The organism is Anaerovibrio lipolyticus LB2005 (assembly GCF_000621545.1).
In the GTDB taxonomy this organism is placed as follows: domain Bacteria; phylum Bacillota; class Negativicutes; order Selenomonadales; family Selenomonadaceae; genus Anaerovibrio; species Anaerovibrio lipolyticus_A.
Genome location: NZ_JHYA01000027.1, coordinates 1 through 3,151 on the forward strand (window position 1 = coordinate 1; position 3,151 = coordinate 3,151).

Below are 3,151 nucleotides of genomic sequence, written 5' to 3' on the forward strand. Positions count from 1 at the left end.
GGGAGGAAGGCAAACATGTCATCATAATAGAAGGACGATATGATTGACAAGGTGGTCGGCGGTACCAATACGACCCTCAAATTGACGGGCCATTCAACCAAATAATAATCACGGGGCTGTTCTCAACTCAGAGAATGGCCCTTTAGTTTTGGGCAAAAGAAAGAATACCCTGATTTTTTTGATATGTACCATCTTTCCTGGACAACTATTGTGTGCCTTATATACATAATTAGTCTTATATTATTGACTATAACGTTTTCGTAAACATATTATATATGTATGTCGAGACACTAATACGAAGGGAGATGCATAAGAATGCATCATGTTAAAACAATTAAGCGATTATTATTGTTGGTGTTATGTTTCATAATCGTCGTAACAGCAGCTTCTGTGAAAACACCAAATGTTGCCAGCGGTACAAACAGAACAGCTACACAGGTTGTCTCAGACATGACAGTAGGTTGGAATATTGGAAACAGCTTGGATTCGTATGGTCAGAAGGCTAATTTCCCATATACAACCTCAAATGAGACATACTGGGGGAATCCAAAAACAACAAAAGCGTTAATTGATGCTGTTGCAGCAGCAGGTTTCAATACAGTTCGTATTCCTGTTTCCTGGGGACAGTACACAACAGGTTCTGATTATCAGATTCCTGCTTTCTTCATGAATAGGGTTCATGAGGTTGTCGATTACTGTATCGAAAATGATATGTATGTAATTCTTAATACACACCACGATATTAACGCCAATTATTGCTTCTATGTTCCCAATAATGCTAATAAGAGCCGTTCAGAGGCTTACTTTAAGTCAGTCTGGACACAGATTGGAAACGAGTTCAAGGATTATGATTACCATCTTATTTTTGAAACAATGAATGAGCCACGACTTATTGGTCACAGCGAGGAGTGGTGGTTCCCAAGAAATAATCCAAGCTCAGATATCAAGGAAGCAGTCGCATGTATTAATGATTATAACCAGGTTGCACTTGATGCTATCAGAGCGACAGGTGGAAATAACGCTACAAGATGCGTCATGGTTCCGGGTTATGATGCTTCAATCGAAGGATGTATGACAGATACATTTGCAATGCCAAAGGATTCTGCATCAGACAGATTAATTCTTTCGGTTCATGCTTATATCCCATATCATTTCGCTATTGCAAGCGATAATTACACAACAAGGTTCGATGACAGCAACAAGGGAGAGATTGATTCATTCTTCAATGACCTTAACTCCAAGTTCTTATCAAAGAATATTCCAGTTGTGGTTGGTGAGACAAGTGCAACAAACAGAAATAATAGAGCAGACCGCGTAAAGTGGGCTGATTATTATTGGGGAGCAGCTGCTAAATACAGCAATGTAGCAATGATTCTCTGGGATAATAATATCTATGATAACAATTCAGCAGGCTCAGATGGTGAGTGCCACAGATACATTGATAGAAGTACATTACAGTGGACGGTTCCGGAAATTATTAGTGCAATTATGAAGCACGTTGATGGAACGTCAGCTCCAATACCACAGCCAACTCCTGTTGCTGTACCAGCACAGAAGCCAGCAGTTGATGGGGTAAAGGCTGAGTACACAATCAATAATTGGGGTTCGGGTTATCAGGTATTAATCAAAGTCAAGAATGATTCATCTTCCAGGGTTAATACATGGACAGTTAAGGTAAATAAGAAAGACGTGAAGATTGATTCAAGCTGGTGTGTAAATATTGCCGAAGAGGGTAACTATTATGTAATTACACCAATGTCATGGAATTCTTCTATTGAGCCAGGAGGGTCTGTAGATTTTGGAATTCAGGGCAATGGTTCGATTGGCTCAACAGTTGAGGTAACAGTTCAGTAAGAAAAATTTGAACAATGGTGTTATTTTTTTAAAAATCTATAACACTTTTATCCTCTCATGGATATAACGAGATCAATAAGTTCTTCATCTCGTTGAAACGCTAATTGGAAGATTTTTCTTCTGGAGAAGAAAAATTTGAACAATGGCGTTATAAAGGACAAGAGCAAATAACAAAATTTAAATATAAGGGGGAAAATACCATGGCAAAGAAAAATGTAGGAAAGTTTTATGATAAGTTGGCCCAGGACGCAGCTTTGGCTGAAAAGCTCAATGCTCTGGATACGGATTTTGCGGAGAAGAACGGGGCTTCTGCAGATGATGCTGCTATGCGTGAAAAGGCAGTTGATGCCGTTATTATTCCGCTGGCAAAGGAAGTTGGCCTGCAATTTACCATTGAGGAATTAAAGGAATATGAGCAGGAGCAGATGCAGAACATGACTCTTTCCGAGGATGAGCTGGATCAGGTAGCCGGAGGACATCCAGGCCGTCATGGGCAGAATGGCGGCGGTTTGGATGGCTCTAATGGCATTAATGCTTGTGCTTATCTGGGGGTAGGTTTGGGCAAAACCAAGAAGAATGGAAAATATGCTTTTTGCATTATCCTCGGTGGCTCCGATGGCCCAGTGGCAGGATAAGGCAAGAGTAAATAGCTACCTTTATACTACGAGGGCAGTTCATTATGAGCTGCTCTTTTGCTTACTGTTAGTTATATATTTTGAATAAAAGAATGCCCTGACTTTTTTGATGATAGTCAGGGCGCTTATATTAATCTCCTGTCTGCTTCATGGAGAGAGGGGAGCAGACAGGGGAAGGAGATGGGCAATATGAAATTTTGTTTTCTGCCCTTATATACGGACAAGAACGGGATTTATTACAAAAAAAGAAAGATCCCCTGCCTGTGTTTTGGAGAGGATACAGGCAGGGGGGAGAATGAGAAGAAGCATGTTGTCATATTTGACATGCTTACATACGTTTCTGAAGGAAAAATATTACATTTTTTGCAATTTTTCATGGTATTTTTTTGATTTAATATTTTAAGTTTGGTTAAGTTTTGTCCCCTTTCTGGGAAAAAATGAGCTGTGTTTGTTGGCAGATTATTTTATGATTACTGTAGATAATATACTGGATGCAGCTTTTGATTATACGAATTACCTTCGCTTAGTAAGGGCAAAGGGATTACTGGATTGAGCATTGGGGAGATAGAGAGTATGAAAAAATCTCTGTAAATAAGATCTTCTATGGTTGAAAATAATATAAATTTAATGCGTAGTCCAATCAGATACTCATTGTAAAGCTA

The 3,151-nt window shown here is 39.2% G+C and carries 2 protein-coding genes; both read left to right on the forward strand.

Annotated features, from left to right (window positions below; all coding sequences use genetic code 11):
- Positions 1-315: 315 nt before the first annotated feature.
- A complete protein-coding gene (locus T355_RS0112265; protein WP_027397992.1) occupies positions 316-1,854 on the forward strand; it encodes a cellulase family glycosylhydrolase in 1,539 nt (512 codons plus the stop codon).
- Positions 1,855-2,054: 200 nt separating this feature from the next.
- A complete protein-coding gene (locus tag T355_RS0112270) occupies positions 2,055-2,489 on the forward strand; it encodes a Nif11 family protein (protein ID WP_027397993.1) in 435 nt (144 codons plus the stop codon).
- Positions 2,490-3,151 lie beyond the last annotated feature (662 nt).

What these genes read in the sequence shown, in the direction of transcription:
- T355_RS0112270 (WP_027397993.1), top strand. Translation starts at nt 2,055, where the DNA reads ATGGCAAAGAAAAATGTAGGAAAGTTTTATGATAAGTTGGCCCAGGAC.
- T355_RS0112265 (WP_027397992.1), top strand. Translation starts at nt 316, where the DNA reads ATGCATCATGTTAAAACAATTAAGCGATTATTATTGTTGGTGTTATGT.